The following is a 20,626-nucleotide window of genomic DNA, read 5'->3' as shown; positions in this document are numbered from 1 at the left end:
TGCCCCGGGCGACTCTACGCCGACATTGACCGCAACTCCAAGGTGGTATTTTGCAACTTTCTCGATATGAAACTTTTCCCATTTGGGGTGCTTTCAACACCCCTCGATTTGACAGCGAGGGCCTCACCACCCATGTTCGGGTCGAAACGGCCGATCCGAATCTCATCGAAAGCGGCTCGTAATTTCCCCGTAAGCTACTGGAACTACATGAATATCGTCATTGTGGAGTCGCCGGCGAAAGCCAAGACGATCAACAAGTATCTGGGCTCGTCCTACGAGGTTCTGGCCTCGTTCGGCCATGTCCGCGACCTCCCGGCGAAGAACGGTTCCGTCGATCCGGACGCAAATTTCAAGATGATCTGGGAGGTCGACCCCAAGGCGGCCGGCCGGCTCAACGATATCGCCAAGTCCCTGAAGAACGCCGACCGCCTGATTCTGGCGACCGACCCTGATCGCGAGGGCGAGGCCATCTCCTGGCACGTGCTGGAGGTGTTGAAGGAAAAGCGCGCGCTGAAGGATCAGAAGATCGAGCGCGTGGTGTTCAACGCCATCACCAAGCAGGCCGTCACGGACGCGATGAAGAATCCGCGCCAGATCGACGGCGCGCTGGTCGACGCCTACATGGCGCGCCGTGCGCTGGACTATCTGGTCGGCTTCACCCTCTCCCCCGTGCTCTGGCGCAAGCTGCCGGGCGCCCGCTCGGCGGGCCGCGTGCAGTCGGTGGCGCTGCGGCTGGTCTGCGACCGCGAACTGGAGATCGAGAAGTTCGTCGCGCGCGAATATTGGTCGTTGATCGCGACCCTGCTGACGCCCCGCGGCGACGCATTCGAGGCGCGCCTCGTCGGCGCCGACGGCAAGAAGATCCAGCGTCTCGACATCGGCACCGGTGCGGAAGCCGAAGACTTCAAGAAGGCGCTGGAAGCGGCCGCCTACGCCGTGACCGCGGTCGATGCCAAGCCGGCCCGGCGCAATCCGCAGGCGCCCTTCACCACCTCGACGCTGCAGCAGGAAGCCAGCCGCAAATACGGCTTTGCGCCGGCGCACACGATGCGCATCGCGCAGCGCCTTTATGAGGGCATCGACATCGGCGGCGAGACCACCGGACTCATTACTTATATGCGTACCGACGGCGTGCAGATCGATCCGTCCGCGATCACCCAGGCGCGCAAGGTGATCGGCGAGGATTACGGCAACGCCTATGTGCCGGAGGCCCCGCGCCAGTACCAGGCCAAGGCCAAGAACGCCCAGGAAGCGCACGAAGCGATCCGCCCGACCGACATGTCGCGCCGCCCCGACAGCATGAGCCGCAAGCTCGATGCCGACCAGGCCCGACTCTATGAGCTGATCTGGAAGCGCACCATCGCGAGCCAGATGGAATCTGCCGAGCTCGAGCGCACCACCGTCGACATCACCGCGAAGGCAGGCTCCCGCACGCTGGAGCTGCGGGCGACGGGTCAGGTCGTCAAGTTCGACGGCTTCCTCGCGCTCTACCAGGAAGGCCGCGACGACGAGGAAGACGACGATTCGCGCCGCCTGCCCGCCATGAGTGCGGGCGACGGCTTGAAGCGGCAGTCGCTCGCCGTCACCCAGCACTTCACCGAGCCGCCGCCGCGCTTCTCGGAGGCCTCGCTGGTCAAGCGCATGGAAGAGCTCGGCATCGGCCGTCCCTCGACCTATGCCTCGATCCTCCAGGTCCTGAAGGACCGCGGCTACGTCAAGCTCGAGAAGAAGCGCCTGCACGGCGAGGACAAGGGCCGCGTCGTGGTCGCCTTCCTCGAAAGCTTCTTCAGCCGCTACGTCGAATACGACTTCACCGCCAATCTGGAGGAGCAGCTCGACCGCATCTCCAACAACGAGATCTCCTGGCAGCAGGTGCTGAAGGATTTCTGGACCGGCTTCATCGGTGCCGTCGACGAGATCAAGGATCTGCGCGTCGCCCAGGTGCTCGATGTGCTCGACGACATGCTGGGCCAGCACATCTATCCGCCCCGCGCCGATGGCGGCGATATCAGGCAGTGCCCGAGCTGCGGCAACGGCAGGCTGAATCTCAAGGCCGGCAAGTTCGGCGCCTTCGTCGGCTGCTCGAACTATCCGGAATGCCGCTACACCCGCCAGCTCGCCGCCGACAGCGAGACCACCGCCGACCGTTCGCTCGGCCAGGACCCTGATACGGGTCGCGATGTCTGGGTCAAGGCCGGCCGCTTTGGGCCCTACATCCAGCTCGGCGAGCAGAAGGATTATGAGGAAGGCGAGAAGCCGAAGCGCGCGGGCATCCCGAAGGGCACCTCGCCGGGCGATGTCGAGCTCGAGCTTGCGCTGAAGCTGTTGTCGCTGCCGCGCGAGATCGGCAAGCATCCGGAGACCGGTCAGCCGATCACGGCAGGACTCGGCCGTTTCGGGCCGTTCGTGAAGCACGAGAAGACCTACGCCAGCCTGGAGAGCGGCGACGAGGTCTTCGATATCGGCCTCAACCGCGCGGTGACGCTGATCGCGGAAAAGGTCGCCAAGGGCCCGAGCCGCCGCTTCGGCGCCGACCCCGGCAAAGCGATCGGCGATCATCCGACGCTGGGCACCGTCACGGTGAAGAGCGGCCGTTACGGCGCCTATGTCACGGCAGGTGGCGTCAACGCGACGATCCCGGCCGAGTTCGAAAAGGACACCGTCACGCTGCCGCAGGCGATCGCGCTGATCGACGAGCGCGCGGCCAAGGGCGGCGGCAAGAAGCCGAAGAAGGCGGCGAAGCCGGCCAAGGCCAAGAAGGCTACAGAGAAGGCCGCCGACGGCGATGACGCCGCGCCGAAGCCGAAGAAACCGGCCGCCAAGAAGGCGGCCAAACCCAAATCCGAATCCACCAGCAAGGCGCGCGCCGCCGTGTCGTCGACCGCAAAAACGTCGCCGACCAAGGCCGCCGCCCCCAAGGCTCCGGCCAAGAAGAGTGCCGGCAAGACCTAGATCAAGAATTAGAGGTTAAGTGAAACGCAAGAATGACCATGGCTTTCCCGACCGGAGCGCCATCGTCGCCTTCATCAAGGCAAATCCCGGAAAGGTCGGGACCCGCGAAATTGCGCGCGAGTTCGGCCTGAAGAAGGCCGATCGCATCGAGCTCAAGCGCATGCTGCGCGAGCTCGCCGACGACGGCACCATCAAGAAAAAACGCCACAAGGTTTCCGAGCCGGACGCGCTCCCGTCGACGCTGGTCGCCGACATCACCGGCCGTGACAGCGACGGCGAGCTGATCGCCTCCCCCACCGAATGGGACGAGGTCGAAAGCGGCGAACCGCCAAAAATCCTCATCGTGATGCCGCGCCGGCCAAAGCCCGGCACCGCGGCCGGAATCGGCGATCGCGCGCTGCTGCGCGTCGAGCGCTCGGATGAGAACGAAGGTCCGGCCTATCGCGGCCACATCATCAAGGTCTTCGACAAGACGAAGAGCCGCATCCTCGGCGTGTTCCGCGAGCTGCCCGAAGGCGGCGGACGGCTGGTCCCGGTCGACAAGAAGTCTGCCGACCGCGAGCTGAACATCGCCGCGGCCGACACGCACGGCGCCCGGGACGGCGACCTCGTCAGCGTCGACATCATCCGTTCGCGCGCGTTTGGGCTGGCCTCCGGCCGGGTCAAGGAGAAGCTCGGCTCGGTCAAGTCGGAGAAGGCGATCAGCCTGATCGCGATCTACGCGCACGACATCCCCCTGCAATTCCGCCCCGCGGCGGAGCGTGAAGCCGAAGCGGCAGAGCCGGCCAATCTGAAGGGACGTGAAGACTGGCGCGACGTGCCGCTCGTCACCATCGATCCGCCGGATGCGAAGGATCACGACGACGCGGTGCATGCGCAGCCCGACCCCGATCCGAACAACAGAGGCGGCTTCATTGTCGATGTCGCCATTGCCGATGTGAGCTTCTACGTGCGGCCGGGCACCGCGCTCGACCGCGACGCGCTCGATCGCGGCAACTCGGTCTATTTCCCGGACCGCGTCGTGCCGATGCTGCCCGAGCGCATCTCCAACAATCTCTGCTCGCTGGTGCCGGGCGAGCCGCGCGGCGCGCTCGCGGTGCGCATGGTGCTCGGCCCCGATGGTCGCAAGCGCTCGCACAGCTTCCACCGCATCCTGATGCGCTCGGCGGCGAAACTGAACTATGCGCAGGCGCAGGCCGCGATCGACGGCCGGCCCGACGACACCACCGGCCCGCTGCTCGATCCGATCCTGAGGCCGCTCTACGCCGCCTATGCCTGCGCCAAGCGCGCCCGCGACGAGCGCGATCCGCTCAATCTCGATCTGCCCGAGCGCAAGATCCTCTTGAAGAGCGACGGCACGGTCGATCGCGTCGTCGTGCCTGAACGTCTCGACGCGCACAAGCTGATCGAGGAGTTCATGATCCTCGCCAACGTCGCGGCGGCCGAGATGCTGGAGAAGAAGTCTCTCCCGCTGATCTACCGCGTGCATGACGAGCCGACGCTGGAGAAGGTCCACGCACTCGCGGAGTTTCTGGAGACGCTGGACGTTCCGTTCGCGAAAGGCGGCGCGCTGCGCCCGGCTTTGTTCAATCGCGTGCTGGCGCAGCTCGAAGGCCACGATCACTTCCCGCTGGTGAGCGAGGTCGTGCTGCGCGCCCAGGCCCAGGCCGAATACTCCGCCGAGAATTACGGTCATTTCGGCCTGAACCTGCGCCGCTACGCGCATTTCACCTCGCCGATCCGCCGCTATGCCGACCTCGTCGTGCATCGCGCGCTGGTCCGCGCGCTCGGCCTCGGCGAAGGCGCCCTGCCCGACAGCGAGACGCCGGAAAGCCTCGGCGAGGTCGCAGCCCATATCTCGGTGACCGAGCGGCGCGCGATGAAGGCGGAGCGCGAGACCGTCGACCGGCTGATCGCCCATCACCTCGCCGACCGCATCGGCGCGAGCTTCCAGGGCCGCGTCTCCGGCGTCACCCGCGCCGGCCTGTTCGTCAAGCTCGCCGAGACCGGCGCCGACGGCCTGATCCCGATCAGATCCCTTGGCACGGAATATTTCAACTATGACGAGAGCCGGCACGCGCTCGTCGGCACGCGCAGCGGCACCATGTATCAACTCGGCGACGTCGTCGACGTCCGCCTGATCGAAGCGGCCCCCATCGCGGGCGCGCTGCGCTTCGAGCTGCTGTCGTCCTCCAGCGAGACCGCACCGCGCGACCGCAGGCCTCCCGGCCCACAACGCCGCCCCTCGTTCAAGGCACATCCTGGACGCAGTCCGGATAAAAAACGCAAGCCGCCGAAGCAAAAGTCCGGCAAACCCAAGAAGGGCAAGGGCAAGAACAAAGGAAAAGGCGGGGGTCAGAAGGGCAAGGCATGGTGACGACGAGCACGGCCCCAAAGATCTGGACGCGCGAGACCGGCCTCGTCGAGAAGCGCGACGTCTGGACGGCCATGAAGCGCGGTTTCCGCAGCCGCTGCCCGCGCTGCGGCGAGGGCAAGCTGTTCCGTGCTTTCCTCAAAACCGCGGACAATTGCTCGGTCTGCGGCCTCGACTTCACGCCGCACCGCGCCGACGATCTGCCGGCCTATCTCGTGATCGTCATCGTCGGCCACATCGTGGTGCCCACGATCCTCTGGATCGAGACCAACTACACCACGCCGGTCTGGCTCAGCTTCGCGGCCTATCTGCCCTTCACCTTCGTCGCCTCGCTCGCGCTGCTCCAGCCGGTCAAGGGAGCTGTGGTCGGCTTGCAATGGGCTCTGCGCATGCACGGCTTTGACGACAACCCTCCGGATGGTATTCCGCCGGTCTAAGCAAATAATCAAAAAGCGGTTTGGGTGAGGACATGACGGATACGTCGCAGGGAGCCGAGAAGGCCAAGATCCACGAGGGCAAGGAAGCCGACCACCATCCCTATTTCCGCCCCCGCGATGCGGCGACGCTGATCCTGGTCGATCGCAGCGGCAGCATTCCAAAAGTCCTGGTCGGCAAGCGCCACGACAAGGTGGTGTTCATGCCCGGAAAGTTCGTCTTCCCCGGCGGCCGCGTCGACAAGGACGATTACCGCGTGCCGTGTGCTGCACCCATCACCGCCGAGCTGGAAGCCAATCTCGCCAAGGGCAGCCCGAAGACTCCGGCCTCGCGCGCAAAGTCGCTTGCGATTGCCGCAATCCGCGAGGCCTGCGAGGAGACCGGCCTCTGCCTCGGACGCAAGTCCGAGGGGAAAGCAAAACTCGAGGGTGCCTGGAAGCCGTTCGCGGATGCGGGCCTGCTGCCCGATCCCTCCAGCCTGTTCCTGATCGCACGCGCGATCACCCCGCCCGGCCGCGTCAAGCGCTTCGATACCCGCTTCTTCACCGCGGACGCTTCCGCGATCACCCACCGCGTCGAGGGGGTGATCCATGCGGATGCCGAGCTGGTCGAGCTGGTCTGGGTCGAGCTCGGCTCAAAGCCGCTCGCCGATCTGCATCCGATGACACGCAACGTGCTCAACGAGCTCGACACCCGCCTTGCCACCGGCCCGCTCCGCCACGATGCGCCGGTGCCGTTCTTCCATTTCTACGGCGGCAAGATGCAGAAGGATATCTTGAGCTGATCCAGCCGCCGAACTCTCCAGGCTCATTCACGCGATCAGCAAACTCAGCGCGGCACCTCTGAAGGCGCGGTCTTCGCTACCACCTTGTCCGTGGCCGATCGCCCATTGCTGCGGCCACGCCAGCTGATCCAGCCCTCGCGCCGTCGCAGAGGTGAAGGACGACCAACGCGTGGAATCGTGACGACGATACAAGAGACCGCCCGGGCCCATGTCCGGGTAGATCGCGACGTGAATATCGAAACCCTCGCCCGCCGGAAGATCAGGTCCAAACCAATAGGTTGGGCTTCGCCCCGGCTCACGAGCAACGATGGCTGTCAGGGTTTGTCTCGGTCCCCGAAGCCCAAGCCAGAACGGCGCGATCGAACCCGGCGCGAAAGCCGTGAAAATCGTCTGGACCGCTGCGACATCGGTCGCAGCACTTTGCCCCACGAGCCTCAGCTCGATCCGGCGCCCGCTTTCCACACGTCCGCTAAACGGTGCTTCGACATCTCCGGGCCGCAGCTCTCTCCATTTAGCGGGATCAGGATCGCGCAGCGGCCATTCCATCCTCTCCCTGACAACGCCGTCCGTATCGAGCACCTGATAACGCAGGCCTTCCTCGTCAAGCGCGGCCTGAATGCAATGCAGATACTCGACGCCTTCCGGCATCCTGTGAGCCGTTCCCGCGCCCGCAGTGCAGATCTGCAGGACACCGCGATGCGCCTGCACGTCGAAGGCGAGGATGTGGCTGCACAGATAGGCAAGCACGTTTTCGTTCACCAGGATGTCCCAGAACGGGCGAGCATATTCGTGGCCGATCTCGCGCTGATACGTCCCCGTATAGCCGTTGATCGGAAACACCGGATGATGGCCAAGGACGAGCTTGTGTCGGGCATCGCCATGCTCTCTGAGCGTTGTTTCGAGCCACCCGAGCTCGACATGGCCCTCACCTCCCAGGCCGCTCCAGAGCGTGTTGACGAACACCATCAGGAGGTCGCCGCGTCGCACGAAGTAGGAGAGGCCCACCTGTCCCGGCGGCCCATTTTTCGGCAGCGCGAGCACAGCACGAAACACCGCCTCGCTCATCAAATCATAGGTCGTGTGGTTGCCGGTTGTGTGCCACATCGGAATGGCCGCACGGTCGAGCCATGCCATTTCCGTATCCAGCCAATAGCGCCACTGCGCGCGGAGCGCGTCCGGATCCGGCGTCAGTCCGATGATTTCATCGCCCGGGAAGAGCACGAATTCAGGCTGCGGCCTCAGGCGTTGAACGACCGCATTGACCGAGGCGAAGGTCTTTTCGTGCAATCCGCCCGGCACGCCCGAACAGGAGTCGCCATACAACAGGAATTGGTGGCCCTTGCCGCGCGGTCGAAGCGCGGGAATGGAATTATTCGCTGAGGTCATGGCCTTCCATTGCGGTGTGAGGCCGCGAGGATGGCAATTTCCGCAACAGGTAGCAACAGGCCGTGGCTGGACCTAATCAGGAATCATCAGGCTCGGTGCCGACATAGTCGCGCGCCGGCAATTTCAGGACGCGGCCGATCTCGCTTGCGAGCTTGTCCGCCTCCTCGCGCCTGGTGAAGCTCTGAAGCGTGATCGGCTCGGTGCCTCTGTTGCCGCAGAGATTGACGTCGTAGGTCGTCAGATCCGCATCGTAGTCGTCGGTGATGCTGACGAAGTGATAGTCGGCGAGATCGCGCTGGCTGCGGATATTGAGCGGGCCGAACTGCCTGGTGATGACGATCTGGCGCAGCGTCTCGTTGAGCACGACGAAAGTGCGGTACGTCAGCAGGATCATTCCGGGGATGCCGACGAGCAGTCCCAACCCCGTGAACACCAGCACCGGCACGAGATCATCGGCGAGCCGGCCGAAGCCGGAAAAATCCTGGCGCAGGCCGAGGCCGACATTCCACAAGAGATAACCGCTCGCGGCCAACAGAGGCAGCGACAGCAGGCGGCCGACCCAGGGCATGGGCCGGTCGATGCGAACGGTGCCGCCGTCCACGGTCATTGCGCCTGCCATGTCGGGTCTCCTCACGAGGTCATGGCTTGGTCGAAGCGAGAGGCGGATTGGTTCGAAGAGACGCCCCGATGCGCCGGTGCAGTTCTTCCATTTCTATCGCGGCAGGATGCGACGAGATGTGCTAGGTGAGGGAACGGGTGCTTAAACGACTGGAGAATCGGATGACGTGGTTCGTAAGGCCTCTGCTCGCTTCCGTGGCGTTGTGCGGCCTGCTCTCGACGCCCGCCCATGCGGAGCTCGACGTCGCCAGATTGAAGCAAACGATCGAGACCTCCTTCGAGAGCGAATACCCGAAGCTCGACGCGCTCTACAAGGACATCCACGCCCATCCCGAGGTTGCCTACCAGGAAGTGAAGACCGCGGCGAAACTCGCCGCCGAGATGGGTGCGATTGGCTTTGAGGTCACCGAGCACGTCGGAAAGACCGGCCTTGTTGCCATCTACAGGAACGGCGACGGTCCCACCATCATGGTTCGCACCGAGCTCGACGCGCTGCCGATGGAGGAGAAGACCGGCCTGCCCTATGCCAGCCGCGACAAGCAGATCTGGCAGGGCCGCGAGACATTCGTCGCCCATAGCTGCGGCCATGACATCCACATGGCGAGCTGGGTCGGCACAGCGAAGACCCTGGTCGGCATAAAGGACCAGTGGCACGGTACGTTGATGTTCATCGCGCAGCCCGCCGAGGAAGAGGTCACGGGCGCAAAGGCGATGATCGACGATGGCCTGTTCACCCGCTTTCCGAAGCCCGACGCGGGTTTTGCCCTGCACGACGGCGGTGGAGCCTACGGCTCCGTGACCTATAGGGTCGGGGTCGGATCGTCGAATGTTGACGGTCTCTTCATCAGATTCGTTGGCCGCGGCGGCCATGGTGCGATACCGCAGGCGACCATCGATCCCGTGATGATGGCATCCCGCTTCGTCGTCGACGTGCAGAGCGTGATCAGCCGCGAAAAGGACCCGACCGAATTCGGCCTCGTCACCATCGGCGCGATCCACGCCGGCACCGCCGGCAACATCATTCCCGACGAGGCCAGGGTGATCGGCACGATCCGCAGCTTCAAGCCGCAGGTGCGCGCCAGGATGCTGACTGGGATCGAGCGGACGGCGAAGGCGGTGGCGGCGATGGCGGATGCGCCGGCGCCCGAAATCCATCTCGACGAGGGGACCAAGGCGGTGATGAACGATGCCGCTGTCGTCGGCCAGGCCGAGCGAGTGCTGAAAGTGGCCTTCGGCGACAAGTTCAACGTCAGCCCGGCAAACACGACCAGCGAGGACTATTCAGAATATGTCAACGCCGGCGTGCCTTCGATGTTCTTCAACATCGGCGTCTATGAGCCCGACCGCGTCGCCGCCGCGCGTAACGGCAGCGGCCCGCCGCTTCCCGGCAACCACTCGCCGCAATTCGCCCCGGTGCCGAAACCGACCATCCGGACCGGCGTCACCGCGATGACGCTCGCAGTGCTGAGCGCCTTCGATCAAAGGGCGCGGGGGCAGTAGCTTCCTCGCATCAGTGTCTGCGGCTTGATGGGCTTCTCAGATGCGCAATTGCGCATCTGAGCTCACGGCTCCGCGCGGCGCCCCGGAATGACGCGAACATGCTGAGAGTCGATCAAAAAACGAAAAAATCTTCCCGCCTCCCCCGATGGCGGAGTTCCCAGGCGTCCCTATGTCTTCCCCAACGACACCCAGAACGGATACGGGGCAATGGCACAACGGCAACTCAAGCTTGGCGCGTTCATGCGCCCGATCAGCATCCACACCGGCGCCTGGCGCTATCCCGGGGCCTGGCCGGACGCCAATTTCAACTTCGGCCATATCAAGACGCTGATCCAGAAGCTCGAGGCCGGCAAGTTCGATGCCTTCTTCATGGCGGACCACCTTGCCGTGCTGAACATGCCGGTCAATGCGCTCAAGCGCAGCCACACCGTGACCTCGTTCGAGCCATTCACGCTGCTGTCGGCGCTGTCCGCCGTCACCGAGCGCATCGGCCTGATCGCGACGGGCTCGACGACGTTTGACGAGCCCTACCACGTGGCGCGCCGCTTCGCCTCGCTCGACCATCTCAGCGGCGGGCGCGCGGGCTGGAACATCGTCACCACCTCGAATCCAGACGCGGCGCTGAATTTCGGCCTCGACGACCACATGGAGCATGCCGAGCGCTACAAGCGCGCCCGCGAGTTCTACGACGTGGTCACGGGCCTCTGGGATTCCTTCGCCGACGACGCCTTCGTGCGCGACGTCGAAAGCGGCGTGTTCGTCGATCCCGCGAAGATGCACGTGCTCGACCACAACGGCAAATATCTGAAGGTGCGCGGCCCCCTCAACATCGCGCGGCCCGTGCAGGGCTGGCCGGTGATCGTGCAGGCCGGCGCATCGGAGGACGGCAGGCAGCTTGCGGCAGAGACGGCGGAAGCTGTGTTCACCGGCGGCGGCCCCCTCGCCGACGGCCAGAAACTCTATGCCGACATCAAGGGCCGCATGGAGAAGATCGGCCGCGATCCTGAACATCTCAAGATTCTTCCCGGCGCCTTCGTCGTGGTCGGCGACAGCGTCGATGAGGCCAAGGAGAAGCGCGCGCTGCTCGACAGCCGCGTGCATTACGACAGCGCCATCGCCTCGCTCTCGGTCATCCTCGGCACGGATGCCTCGGGCTTCGATCCGGACGGACAACTGCCGGAGATTCCGGAGACCAACGCCAGCAAGAGCGGCCGCCAGCGCATGGTCGATCTCGCCAGGCGCGACAAGCTCACCGTGCGCCAGCTCGCCCAGCGCGTCGGCGGCTATGGCGGGCTGTCCTTCGTCGGCACGGCCAAGACCATCGCCGACCAGATGGAGGAATGGCTGGTCGGGCGCGGCTCCGACGGCTTCAACATCATGTTCCCGTTCCTGCCCGCCGGCCTCGACGATTTCGTCGACAAGGTGGTGCCGGAGCTGCAGCGGCGCGGGATTTTCCGCAAAGAGTATGAAGGGGCCACTTTGAGGGAGAATCTGGGCCTGCCGCGGCCGAAAAACCGGTTCTTCGAGGCGTAATGGGACCGTTTTGGGTGGTTTTCCGCCCTAGAGCCCCGTTCGGGGCTCTAGGTTGTTGTTTTTGACGCGTTTTCTTGACGCGAACCGGTGCCCACTTCGCTCGAAAACGCTTCGAAACCTTGACATCAGGCGGTTTCTGGCTAGGTTGCCGGCCAACGCGGGCCGTTTGGCCGGCTCCAGATTCCCTTCATTCCTGAGGTTCTGAACATGGCCAAAGCGGTCACCATCAAGGTCAAGCTCGTGTCCTCGGCTGACACCGGCTTCTACTACGTCGCCAAGAAGAATTCGCGCACCATGACCGACAAGCTGGTCAAGAAGAAGTACGATCCGGTCGCGCGCAAGCACGTCGAATTTCGCGAAGCCAAGATCAAGTAAGAAGATCAAGTAAGATCGCGGAATAAGCTACGGACTTTTGACGGGGCCTCACGGCCCCGTTTTTATTTGTGCCCTCTCCTGTCGGGGCACGAGACCGAAGTGACGCGCTGCTCCTTCTCCACGCCGTCGTTGCGGGGAGCTCTTGCGACGGAGCAATCCAGAGCCGTTCCGCCGAGGGCCACGCTTTGTGTGGATGGCGAGTTTATAGGCAGATGCCCCTTCAACCCTCGGTTGCCCAATCCGAAATGTATGTTACCGTGCATTTACCGGGGCGGCATCTCCGTCCCGAATTTGGGAAGGACATGCTCATGAAATTCTCGTCAAGCTTTGTCGTGCCCTCAGCCGTCGCTGTCTTATCAACTGCCTTGCTGTGCGCCCCGGCAGCGTCGCAAATCCCGACTGGCTCCGCCGCCACGATTCCCCCTGTCACGGTCGACGCGCCGAAACAGGTGGCAAAGCCGCACGTGTCGGAGCGGGGAGCAAACACAACGGCGCCGCGTCGGACTGCGTCAACCGCTCGAACGTCAACCGCGAGCACGCCTTCGTATGCGCCGGGTTCGGTGATGGGGAGGATTGCCAGCCTGGAGAAAGTCGCCAGCAGCTGCAACGGTGGCTGTGCATCAAGCTTCCCAAGCGGCAAAGATCCCTGGGTCGGATGCAGCGAGTCGGGCGGCGGTACGAACTATGGACCTTTCTCGCCAACGTGCCGAGACACCATCACCCATAAATCCTACCTGGATTGCGTTGAAACCAAGGTGTTCCTGGGCGAAAACCGAAACAAGGCCCACTGGTTTTGCAGCAGCCTGGCCGCCGGCAACAGGTTTAAGGTCGCCGAACTCAAGCGATCAGGACGTCGCTAGTCCATACCGCCCGCTGGCTTTCTGTTTCAGTTGAACTTGGACCCGATGTCGGCCAGCGCTGGCCGCAGCTAGCCCAGCGTCGCCCGCCGGTCGCGCGCAAGCGCACCGTCGAGGTGACGCTGCGCTGCGCCCGGGGCACGAGAGCATGGCGGCGGTGGACCATTCTTTTGCGTTCCGCAAGCAAACGATTCTTTCTGCATTTGAACGACGAGATCGCGTCAGGTCGCGCGCATGGGATCAAGCGAGCTTGTTCAGCGCAGATGTCGATCCAACTCCTCTCGCACCGGCAGCACGATTGCACCGGGCAATGATGGAGATGGACCATGACTGGACTTAAAATTCTCGCTGCCGTGGCTTTGTTGTCGGGCCTGACCGCAAGCGCCGCCTACGCGCAATCCGGCTTTGCGAGCAGCCATCCCGATACGTACGAGGCCGAGAACCCCAATCGCAACCTGAACGGCACGCTGACGCCGGCCGGTCGGCTGGGCCTCGAGTTGCCGGATGGCGCAGCTCCTGCGCAAGGCGCGGACAGCGCCATGGCTCGCGCAGATGGCACTGCTTCACGTTCCTGCGCGGAGCGTTATCGATCCTACGATCCGGCGACGAGCACCTACCTCGGGTGGGACGGCAACCGCCATATCTGCAGGTAACGCTAAGCCGCAAGTCACCGGATCAGATGGAGTTCGAACGGATGGCCAGATGACCCGGTTGGATTCGAGGCGCCGTCGAGGTGGCGTCTCGAACTTTCCATGACACCTTACGCGTCACGGCCAACGCGTGACTCTCCTCGGGTCTTCATGCTCGTCGTTCTGCCGGAGACGCCTCGGGTGCCGACGCTTGTGACAGCGCGCCCCCAAAGCGCCGCGTTGCGTCCAAGGCACGAGCGCAGAAGTAGATGTATGCTCCTGAATTGTCGCGTCCGCCATGCGCATAGAAGACGACGTTGATACCTAGTCGCTCCATGTCAACGATGGGCCATAAGCGGAAGTCGAAACGTGAAGCTTCAAGACGCGACGTCGGTCACCGAAACTCAGTCGAAGACCGCCAAAGTCTTGTCATCGCGGACCTCGAAGAAGCGAGCCGCGATGACCTCACGCTCCGAGCCGCGGGCCTTTGTCGCCAGCATACAGGCGACATAATCGGGACGTTTCGCATCCGGCTGCGAAATCATCGATTCGACCCAGGATGCCGCCAGAATGCGGCACACCTTGCGGGAGAACAGGCGCACCCAGAAACTGGCGTCGACACGTGCAAAGCCGACCAACGCGGTATGCGGTCCCCCATCGGATTGCATCAGGCAAATCGAGCTCGTATCGACACGAAAGTCCGAAGCGTACAACGGAAACCCGAACTCAGGTGGTTTGGGGGAATGGCAGTGAGCCGGCCGCCAGTCACGGTTGCCAAATTCAAGCGCCTCCGCCGGGGCCGTCTTCGCGAAGCTAGCCTTGACCTTGTCGACCGTCTTGTCCGGCTTAACAGGATCTTTTGGTTCGATCGAAAGCTCGAACGGAAAGCTCTCCACGTTCGACACCATGAACACGCCAAGGAAGCCGTACACGGAAAATCCAAAGGGACGTGTTTCGACAACCTTGTCTCCGACACGGGCCACCCATGTCAGCTTATGGGAAGACATCGACGCAAATGTCGACGCATCCGGTCCATACTTGGCTTTGGCTGCGCGATTCCATTCGTCGATGTGCGAGAGGTCCGCCTTTTCCGATGTTGTAACATCGAAATACCCAGTCCGGCGCGTATGCGGGACAGGCCAATCCGTCACCAGGAGGGCAACGGAGATTGCTGCCGCCCCGCAAAGCGCTGCCGCCACGATCACTTTCTTAAGCACCGGCGTCACCGATTGACTGAGCGACAAAGCCATTGCGGCAGCTAAGATTCGCGCCGAATGTTGCATGTCCCTTGCGTTGATTGAGGCCGGTAACGTAAGCAACCAAAGGTTAAGCTCCGGTATCAGCAGCACATGACGGTGCTGAGGGCCGCTCTGGCTCACAAGCCCCCATCACGAAGAAACAGCACGGCGTCCGCTGTGAGCTCCCAAGCTGCCCGCTACGCCGTCCGCAACACCGGCGCCGGCGGCTGCGACGGCCGGATCAGCGCGAACGCAACGCGGATGATGCCGCGGGCAAGTCCGAGCGCCACGCCGATGCGCCAGGCCATGGTGTAAGAGCCAAGCGCGCTTCCAGGATGACCCCGCCCGCTATGCGTGCCGAATACGACATCAAAGCTAGACGGCTCATGAACCGTAAGCGTCGTTATCAGGCCACGGCTTTGAGGAACTGAGTGCGGTAGGCCCAAGGCAATAGCTGGTCGATGTCGCGGTTCGGATGACCACTGACGATCCTGGTCAGGACGTCGGTGAGATAGGCAAGCGGATCGACGTCGTTGAGCTTGCAGGTCTCGACCAGGGACGCGACGACCGCCCAGTGTTCGGCACCACCGTCGGATCCGGCAAACAGCGCGTTCTTGCGACTGAGCTTGATGCCGCGGATCGATCGTTCGACCGTATTGTTGTCGAGCTCGATGCGACCGTCATCGATGAAGCGCGTCAGCCCCTGCCAGCGCGAGAGAGCGTAGCGGATGGCGGCGGCGAGCTTGATCTTCTGGCTGATGAGAGCCAGCTTGGCGCGTAGCCAAGCCTCGAATGCATCGGCCAGCGGTCGGCTTTTCTGCTGACGCACGAGACGGCGCTCCTCCGGGCTGCGGCCGCGGATCTCCTTCTCGATCGCGTAGAATGCGGCAATGTGCTTCAGCGCCTCGCTTGCGATCGGCGCGGGGCCCGCCGTCGCGAGTTCGTAGAAGTTGCGCCGCATGTGCACCCAGCAGAAGACGAGCTCGACCTCGCCGCGCTCGGCAAGCTTTGGATAGGCGGTGTAGCCATCGACCTGCAGGACGCCCTTGTAGCCGGCAAGATGGCTGAACAACCGCTCGGCCTTGCGGTCGGGTGCATAGACATAGGCGATGCCGGCGGATCGAGGCCGCCCCAGGGCCTGTCGTCGGCGGCATAGGCCCAGAGCTGGCCGGTCTTGGTGCGCCCTCGACCGGGATCGAGCACCGGCACCGTCGTCTCGTCGGCGAACAGCTTGGACCTCGCTCGAAGCATCGTGAGAAGGCGCTCATGCAGCGAGCGCAGGTGGAAGGCGGCATGCTCAACCCAGTCCGCCAGCGTCGATCGATCGAGAGCGATGCCCTGGCGGGCATAGATCTGGGCCTGCCGGTAGAGCGGCAGATGATCGGCATATTTGGACACCAGAACCTGGGCGACCGTGGCCTCGGTCGGCAGGCCGCCCTCGATCAGCCGGGCCGGAGCCTCGGCCTGCACGACACCATCCTCGCAGGCACGACAGGCGTATTTGGGACGCCGGGTAACGACAACGCGGAACGGCGCCGGCACCATGTCCAGCCGCTCGCTCTTGTCTTCACCGATCCAATGCAGTTCGCCCTGGCAGCAGGGGCAGGTCTTGTCGTCGATGTCGACGACGACCTCGATCCGCGGCAGATGCGCCGGCAGTGCCCCGCGGTTGACGCGGCGCTTGCGCGCCCGTTCCGCCCGACCTTCCGGGGCGGTCTCGTCCTGACCGGCCTCGGCAGAGGCCGCGACCTGCTCGACGTCCTCGAGGCCCAGCAGCATCTGTTCCTCAGGAAGCGACTCCGCCCTCCGGCCAAAGCGATGACGCTGCAATTCCTTGATGATCTGGCGCAGCCGCTCGCTCTCGTGCCGCTCGGCAAGCAGCATCGCCTTCAGCGTCTCGGGATCATCAGGAAGGTTATCGCTCACGGGCAAATCAGAGCATATTCGCGCCCGCCTGACGACGTACTCGATGCCTCTGATTCACTTCGCCGCAGCGCGGCCCACAATTATCCGGCTTGCGTCGGGACGACCGTCTCCCGTGCCGCGTGGACACGCCGCCAATCGAGCCCTTCGAGCAGCGCCGACAATTCTGCCGCTGACAAACGCATCACGCCATCCTCGATCTTCGGCCAGCGGAAGACGCCTTCCTCGAGCCGCTTGGCGAACAGGCACAAACCCGTACCATCCCAGAAGATCAGCTTGATCCGGTCCGCGCGCTTGGCACGGAAGACATAAACAGCACCCGAGAACGGATCGGCCTTCATGTGCTCGCGTACCAACATAGCAAGCCCTTCCATTCCCTTGCGGAAGTCGACTGGCTTGGTTGCCACCATCACCCGGACAGTGCCGGACGGGCCGATCACCGGCTTGCCTTCAACGCATGGACGATGGCCGCAATCATCGCCACGTCCGCGCCTTGGCCGACCCGGATAGTGACGCCTTCGGCTTCGATCTCGATGCCCCCAACATCCGGCTTGGCCTTCCGTCGCGCTGTCTTGCGCTCACGGCCCGCAACCGCGACCGGCGCCATGGCGTCTACCACCGCAGGTACAAACTGCGGATCGTTAGCCATCGGCGCCGGCTCCCGGCGCGCTTGCCGGCGCCAAGTGAACACTTGTTGTGGGGTCAGCCCGTGTCGCCGGGCAATCTCGGAAACGACCGCGCCTGGTACCAGCGTCTCCTCGACAATCCGGGCCTTGTCGTCCTTGGAGAACCAACGACGTCGTCCCGTCTCCGTGATCACTTCCAGCCGGCGCGCCGTTACATCCGACTTAAGCGTATGGTCAAACATAGACACAAACCGATCCCTTCAAAGAGATCGTGAAACTCGCCTATCCCATCTGCCCCGAAAAGGTGGGAGCGGAACGACGCTTACCATGAACCCAATAGCGGACATCCTTGTCATCAGGATTGCTTAACCAACAAATCTTGAGAGTAGTGCACAAATTTCATTAGTTATCATAGGTTGCAATGAAGGTCCCGAGACAATCGGCGGGGGTTTCTGGATTGTGGGCAACGACGTCCCTTGGTACGTGAGCTTGATTGTATCTTTCCTTCCGCTCGTGCTCGGCTGTAGCGCGATTGCGTGGCACGGGCGACAGGTACGGAAGTCAATGACAACAAGGATGGGCGCTCGTTGGCGCAGGTCTTCGACAATCTCACGCAGGAGATTAAGCGCGGCAACGATCTGCGCGAGAACGGCAAGCCTTGAGCGAGCACACAATGACCGGTAGCGAAGATGCCATTGCGAGCTTTCTGAACGTTGACCTGGACATAGGTGGAGCCGCTCACGACATTGAAGAGTTTGCGAAACCGATTGAAGCCAAGGTTGTTGTGCTTCGCCGCAACGGTCGCGATGCGTCCATAGAGCTTGCCGACCGGTTCGCCTCGCTCGAAGAGACGTTGCTTGGCCTAATCGAGTTTGTCCGCACACTCCAACCTGACCTTAGATGTATCAGGGAACGACTGGACTTTCGCAGGCTGAATGTGGGCATACAAGCGGCTGGTGAGCCGCATGCAACAGAGTTTGCCATCTCAGCCAAGGCTATCGAGATGATCGCAGCCTTGCATTTCGAGATCGTTTTCACCGTCTACGCTCCGACGACAGCATGATCTCTCACTGGATAGCGGTGATCGTGTTGTTCCTGATTGTTGCCGGCGGAATGGCGTTGGCATGGCCCCGTCGAAAGAAGGCGTCCGGCCTCGGGGCTGATGTTGATGGCCCCGGCCCGTCGATAGATGGCGGAAGCGATCATCATTCTGGAGGCGATGGTTTTTCGGCAGGTGACTAGCCGCTGACGGCATACCCGCGCGACCGCTCAGGCTCCGAAACCAGCGCTCATAACCACGAAGCGCCTCATCAATTCCCCCCGCGAGAATCACAGGGAGAATCATACAGCGGCACGGCGTTTTCATACAGCCAGGGTCACCTGCGGTCGTCGGCGAATACCGGCGCGATGTCCTCTACGGGCCAACGCAGACAGTTAGCTTACCGGTTAGGAAGCTAGAAAAAAACTCTTGCCATCCTTATAGTCGAGGACTTTGTCTTTAAAATGCACGGCAGTCTTTGACGTGACAGCGAAAATGAGCGCCGTGCCGTCAACGTGCTGCAAAAGGTTCGTCGGCACTTCATCGAGAAAATACCAACCGAACCCCGGGCCGAAGACTACCGTCTCTCGCGTCGCCTCTTCGTATTCTTCGTGCCAAAAAAGCGCAGGCACCATCAGGCGCCCCATAGCATCGGAAGATACCTTTGTGAGCTCATTGATCTTTGCGATGGCTCGCTGGCTGAGCTGGAAATTCGTCGGGATGTACTCGGCCTTCTTCATGTTCCTAACCTCAGGGAGAAGTTACATCCGAGGTTCAGTCTCATTCAATCAGCCCCACTGGAGCATGTCTACGCAAGCGACAGTTCGGTCTGCTCAAGCACTTAATTCAAATTGCCTCGATCACTGGGAGATGCCCGCACCCGCCGCAAGGCCGCTGCTCAGTTCAATGCTAAGCGGAGTCCGCTTCGGGGCCAAAAGCGGACATCAGACCGAACCTCAGCAATCCACTATGAGCCAATCGCGGACATATCCGCCAGTTGAGTCTGTTGCTCAGGTTGCCCTTAAGGACGTCGCACGTTACTTTGGGTTGCATGCCTCTGAGGATAAAGAAGGTTCACATGGCGCGGGCCATCGAGATCACATTTGTTCACACAGCTGGTCTAGATCGAGTGCGGAATTAAGTGGAGACCGTGGTCGCGGTGGGTCCGTCTTCTTGAGCGCTACCGAAGGGGGTGGTCTGTTGACTACGAACCGAAGCCCCTCATGAGCAAAACACGACTTTGTCAGGCAATAGCAAGGCGAGCGACAGTATCGTTTACGCATCGAGGCGAACGGTACAAGGTCGAACCCTTTTCGGTCGGATACGAAGAGCAGGATGCGCGCGGCCAGCCGCTGCTTCTGCGCGGATGGCACGAGAACGGCTGGCGAGATTTCGAGGTTAAATTCATGAGCCGCCTAGAAATTGACAGCCAGCCGTTTCCTGCCGACAGGCAGGGCCATCAGAAGATGGCTGTCGTTCTGTGCGATGTCTACGGAAAGTCGTGGCCCCGCTAAGGACATATGCGCTCCAAGGTCGGCTTTGGGTCAATCGCGTCGGTTTGGTTCTCCCGAGACGCCTTTTGGTCAGCCCCAGTGAGCGGACATCTTTAGTACCCCTCGCCAAGTCTCAAACGGGCCAGAAGGCGACCTTCTACTCGGTTTTATACACGGACAACTGAACCTCCATCCCGGCTTCGCCGGCAGCCGCAGCCAGATTGGCAGGAACCGTCAGCGACTTAGACAGTGCCGAGTGCGGGAAAACCATTGCTACGTCCAAGCTCGGCGCTCCAATCGAACCGGCGGAAACCAGCTGTCGAATAATGGCACGAATTGATTGAATACAGCCGAGAGCATTGGCCCATTGATCCCCTTCATCTGCGATGTCGATCTGAGCATACGCGCTCCGAGACGATGCCTCATAACGGTCGACCTGCAGCCCCAATAAAGCGTTCAGATCAGAACGCGAGAGGGCCACGTCTGGTATGCGAATTACGATGCTTAGCGGCTGAGAGGTTGTCATGCGTCATTGTATTCCGGCTCTTGAAACAACTGCAAAGCACCAAGGTAGGTCTTCGCAGGAAGGCATCCAAGAGGTCCGCAATGGGTCACACCCGGAAGAACTCGGGCTGAGCATATCAAGTCTGCTTCACCCCCAAGGAGCGGACATCTAGCGGACATGCCGGGTCGACCGCTTGGGCCAAATCCGGACCTTCCCGTGGGCCTGGCAGAGACTTCGTTTCACATGTTCCCCAGACTCGTCAGGTGACGTAGAATGTCGTTGCCCTTAAAGTGGGATGTGCCGAAATCACCCGTCTGGGCAAACGAGCAGCACTGGTGCCATCGGCAAGCACACGCTCT

Annotated in this window: 17 protein-coding genes and 1 pseudogene; 10 read left to right on the top strand and 8 right to left on the bottom strand. The window is 62.5% G+C overall.

The window, feature by feature from the left end; all coding sequences use genetic code 11:
• The first annotated feature begins 207 nt into the window (after positions 1–207).
• The 4 genes from topA to AB7Z56_RS18795 are packed head-to-tail and all read left to right on the top strand — an operon-like array spanning position 208 to position 6,545.
• Entirely contained in the window at positions 208–2,952 is a 2,745-nt protein-coding gene (gene topA, locus AB7Z56_RS18810) for a type I DNA topoisomerase (RefSeq protein ID WP_063982806.1), read from the top strand.
• Positions 2,953–2,971: 19 nt separating this feature from the next.
• Entirely contained in the window at positions 2,972–5,329 is a 2,358-nt protein-coding gene (gene rnr, locus AB7Z56_RS18805) for a ribonuclease R (RefSeq protein WP_063982805.1), read from the top strand.
• Positions 5,323–5,763: a DUF983 domain-containing protein gene (locus AB7Z56_RS18800; protein WP_063982804.1), complete on the top strand. Its 441-nt coding sequence runs from the start codon at positions 5,323–5,325 to the stop codon at positions 5,761–5,763. The genes rnr and AB7Z56_RS18800 overlap by 7 nt, the downstream gene beginning before the upstream one ends.
• 32 nt (positions 5,764–5,795) lie before the next feature.
• Positions 5,796–6,545, top strand: coding sequence for an NUDIX hydrolase (locus AB7Z56_RS18795; RefSeq protein WP_063982803.1), 750 nt, complete (start codon positions 5,796–5,798; stop codon positions 6,543–6,545).
• A 27-nt stretch (positions 6,546–6,572) separates the two neighbouring features.
• Here the strand turns inward: AB7Z56_RS18795 and AB7Z56_RS18790 are convergent, their stop codons facing one another.
• Together AB7Z56_RS18790 and AB7Z56_RS18785 are read right to left on the bottom strand one after the other, a co-directional pair.
• The gene (locus AB7Z56_RS18790; RefSeq protein WP_063982802.1) at positions 6,573–7,931 is read right to left on the bottom strand and encodes a metallophosphoesterase family protein; all 1,359 of its coding nucleotides are present in this window, start codon (positions 7,929–7,931) and stop codon (positions 6,573–6,575) included.
• Positions 7,932–8,007: 76 nt separating this feature from the next.
• A complete protein-coding gene (locus tag AB7Z56_RS18785) occupies positions 8,008–8,550 on the bottom strand; it encodes a hypothetical protein (protein WP_063982801.1) in 543 nt (180 codons plus the stop codon).
• 161 nt (positions 8,551–8,711) lie between these two features.
• Between AB7Z56_RS18785 and AB7Z56_RS18780 the strand changes: the two genes are divergently transcribed.
• From AB7Z56_RS18780 to AB7Z56_RS18765, 4 genes are all read left to right on the top strand, one after another.
• Positions 8,712–10,049, top strand: a complete 1,338-nt coding sequence (locus AB7Z56_RS18780) for an amidohydrolase (RefSeq protein ID WP_063982800.1) — start codon at positions 8,712–8,714, stop codon at positions 10,047–10,049.
• Between the two features lie 207 nt (positions 10,050–10,256).
• On the top strand, positions 10,257–11,582 hold the full coding sequence (locus AB7Z56_RS18775) for an LLM class flavin-dependent oxidoreductase (RefSeq protein ID WP_063982799.1): 1,326 nt from the start codon (positions 10,257–10,259) through the stop codon (positions 11,580–11,582).
• A gap of 207 nt (positions 11,583–11,789) precedes the next feature.
• Positions 11,790–11,957: a 50S ribosomal protein L33 gene (gene rpmG, locus AB7Z56_RS18770; protein ID WP_007603295.1), complete on the top strand. Its 168-nt coding sequence runs from the start codon at positions 11,790–11,792 to the stop codon at positions 11,955–11,957.
• A gap of 1,183 nt (positions 11,958–13,140) precedes the next feature.
• Complete coding sequence (locus AB7Z56_RS18765; protein ID WP_063982797.1) at positions 13,141–13,467, top strand: BA14K family protein; 327 nt, start codon at positions 13,141–13,143, stop codon at positions 13,465–13,467.
• A gap of 380 nt (positions 13,468–13,847) precedes the next feature.
• On the opposite strand, the gene AB7Z56_RS18760 is transcribed toward AB7Z56_RS18765, so the two are convergent.
• The 4 genes and pseudogenes from AB7Z56_RS18760 to tnpA form a co-directional block, all read right to left on the bottom strand.
• Positions 13,848–14,693 carry a hypothetical protein gene (locus AB7Z56_RS18760; RefSeq protein WP_187388031.1) on the bottom strand — a complete coding sequence of 282 codons (846 nt, stop codon included), beginning with the start codon at positions 14,691–14,693 and terminating at the stop codon, positions 13,848–13,850.
• A 394-nt stretch (positions 14,694–15,087) separates the two neighbouring features.
• Positions 15,088–16,565: pseudogene (gene tnpC, locus AB7Z56_RS18755) on the bottom strand (IS66 family transposase).
• A gap of 122 nt (positions 16,566–16,687) precedes the next feature.
• Positions 16,688–17,044, bottom strand: coding sequence for an IS66 family insertion sequence element accessory protein TnpB (tnpB, locus tag AB7Z56_RS18750; protein ID WP_063980520.1), 357 nt, complete (start codon positions 17,042–17,044; stop codon positions 16,688–16,690).
• Positions 17,041–17,472 carry an IS66-like element accessory protein TnpA gene (gene tnpA, locus AB7Z56_RS18745; protein ID WP_231145760.1) on the bottom strand — a complete coding sequence of 144 codons (432 nt, stop codon included), beginning with the start codon at positions 17,470–17,472 and terminating at the stop codon, positions 17,041–17,043. The genes tnpB and tnpA overlap by 4 nt, the downstream gene beginning before the upstream one ends.
• Positions 17,473–17,903: 431 nt before the next feature.
• Here tnpA and AB7Z56_RS18740 point away from each other — a divergent pair, with 431 nt between their 5' ends.
• Complete coding sequence (locus AB7Z56_RS18740) at positions 17,904–18,293, top strand: hypothetical protein (protein WP_063982795.1); 390 nt, start codon at positions 17,904–17,906, stop codon at positions 18,291–18,293.
• Positions 18,294–18,676: 383 nt separating this feature from the next.
• On the opposite strand, the gene AB7Z56_RS18735 is transcribed toward AB7Z56_RS18740, so the two are convergent.
• Positions 18,677–19,009 (bottom strand): hypothetical protein, encoded by a 333-nt coding sequence (locus AB7Z56_RS18735; protein WP_063982794.1) that lies wholly within the window; start codon positions 19,007–19,009, stop codon positions 18,677–18,679.
• A gap of 483 nt (positions 19,010–19,492) precedes the next feature.
• Between AB7Z56_RS18735 and AB7Z56_RS18730 the strand changes: the two genes are divergently transcribed.
• On the top strand, positions 19,493–19,783 hold the full coding sequence (locus tag AB7Z56_RS18730; protein ID WP_187388030.1) for a hypothetical protein: 291 nt from the start codon (positions 19,493–19,495) through the stop codon (positions 19,781–19,783).
• Between the two features lie 136 nt (positions 19,784–19,919).
• Here the strand turns inward: AB7Z56_RS18730 and AB7Z56_RS18725 are convergent, their stop codons facing one another.
• On the bottom strand, positions 19,920–20,288 hold the full coding sequence (locus tag AB7Z56_RS18725) for a hypothetical protein (protein WP_063982793.1): 369 nt from the start codon (positions 20,286–20,288) through the stop codon (positions 19,920–19,922).
• Between the last annotated feature and the right edge of the window lie 338 nt (positions 20,289–20,626).

The organism is Bradyrhizobium sp. 482_C4_N1_8, from assembly GCF_052075965.1.
GTDB lineage: Bacteria > Pseudomonadota > Alphaproteobacteria > Rhizobiales > Xanthobacteraceae > Bradyrhizobium > Bradyrhizobium barranii.
Note: the sequence above shows the minus strand (reverse complement) of the source record. Positions and strands in the feature narration are given on the sequence as shown.

Excerpts from the sequence above, each read along its gene's own strand:
- topA (WP_063982806.1), top strand. The coding sequence starts at position 208 with ATGAATATCGTCATTGTGGAGTCGCCGGCGAAAGCCAAGACGATCAAC.
- AB7Z56_RS18800 (WP_063982804.1), top strand. The coding sequence starts at position 5,323 with ATGGTGACGACGAGCACGGCCCCAAAGATCTGGACGCGCGAGACCGGC.
- AB7Z56_RS18795 (WP_063982803.1), top strand. The coding sequence starts at position 5,796 with ATGACGGATACGTCGCAGGGAGCCGAGAAGGCCAAGATCCACGAGGGC.
- AB7Z56_RS18790 (WP_063982802.1), bottom strand. The coding sequence starts at position 7,931 with ATGACCTCAGCGAATAATTCCATTCCCGCGCTTCGACCGCGCGGCAAG.
- AB7Z56_RS18785 (WP_063982801.1), bottom strand. The coding sequence starts at position 8,550 with ATGGCAGGCGCAATGACCGTGGACGGCGGCACCGTTCGCATCGACCGG.
- AB7Z56_RS18780 (WP_063982800.1), top strand. The coding sequence starts at position 8,712 with ATGACGTGGTTCGTAAGGCCTCTGCTCGCTTCCGTGGCGTTGTGCGGC.
- AB7Z56_RS18775 (WP_063982799.1), top strand. The coding sequence starts at position 10,257 with ATGGCACAACGGCAACTCAAGCTTGGCGCGTTCATGCGCCCGATCAGC.
- rpmG (WP_007603295.1), top strand. The coding sequence starts at position 11,790 with ATGGCCAAAGCGGTCACCATCAAGGTCAAGCTCGTGTCCTCGGCTGAC.
- AB7Z56_RS18765 (WP_063982797.1), top strand. The coding sequence starts at position 13,141 with ATGACTGGACTTAAAATTCTCGCTGCCGTGGCTTTGTTGTCGGGCCTG.
- AB7Z56_RS18760 (WP_187388031.1), bottom strand. The coding sequence starts at position 14,693 with ATGGCTTTGTCGCTCAGTCAATCGGTGACGCCGGTGCTTAAGAAAGTG.
- tnpA (WP_231145760.1), bottom strand. The coding sequence starts at position 17,472 with ATGTTTGACCATACGCTTAAGTCGGATGTAACGGCGCGCCGGCTGGAA.
- AB7Z56_RS18740 (WP_063982795.1), top strand. The coding sequence starts at position 17,904 with ATGACCGGTAGCGAAGATGCCATTGCGAGCTTTCTGAACGTTGACCTG.
- AB7Z56_RS18735 (WP_063982794.1), bottom strand. The coding sequence starts at position 19,009 with ATGAAGAAGGCCGAGTACATCCCGACGAATTTCCAGCTCAGCCAGCGA.
- AB7Z56_RS18730 (WP_187388030.1), top strand. The coding sequence starts at position 19,493 with ATGAGCAAAACACGACTTTGTCAGGCAATAGCAAGGCGAGCGACAGTA.
- AB7Z56_RS18725 (WP_063982793.1), bottom strand. The coding sequence starts at position 20,288 with ATGACAACCTCTCAGCCGCTAAGCATCGTAATTCGCATACCAGACGTG.